This is a genomic window from Streptococcus sp. HMSC066F10 (genome assembly GCF_001813805.1).
GTDB lineage: Bacteria > Bacillota > Bacilli > Lactobacillales > Streptococcaceae > Streptococcus > Streptococcus vaginalis.
In genome coordinates, this window is sequence record NZ_KV813995.1 from 1 (window position 1) to 214 (window position 214).

Consider the following 214-nt stretch of genomic DNA (forward strand, 5'->3'; position numbering starts at 1 on the left):
GATACCATCGCCACCAGGTTTTGACCTGACTAACATTTTTTATGCTCAGAGTCTCCATGATAACCTTATTGGACTTACCTGCTTTCTTCATTTCGATACAGGCTAACTTAGTTTCTACCGAATACGCTTTTTTGACCATAACAAAACCCTCCTGTTTCTAGTAAACTAGAAACAGAAGGGTTTTTCTTGTGTCTCATTTTATGGGGCTAGTGCC

The 214-nt window shown here is 39.7% G+C and carries 1 pseudogene; it reads right to left on the reverse strand.

Annotated elements, in window-relative coordinates:
- A pseudogene (locus HMPREF2933_RS08450) lies at positions 1-139 on the reverse strand (IS3 family transposase); the annotation flags it as partial.
- Between the last annotated feature and the right edge of the window lie 75 nt (positions 140-214).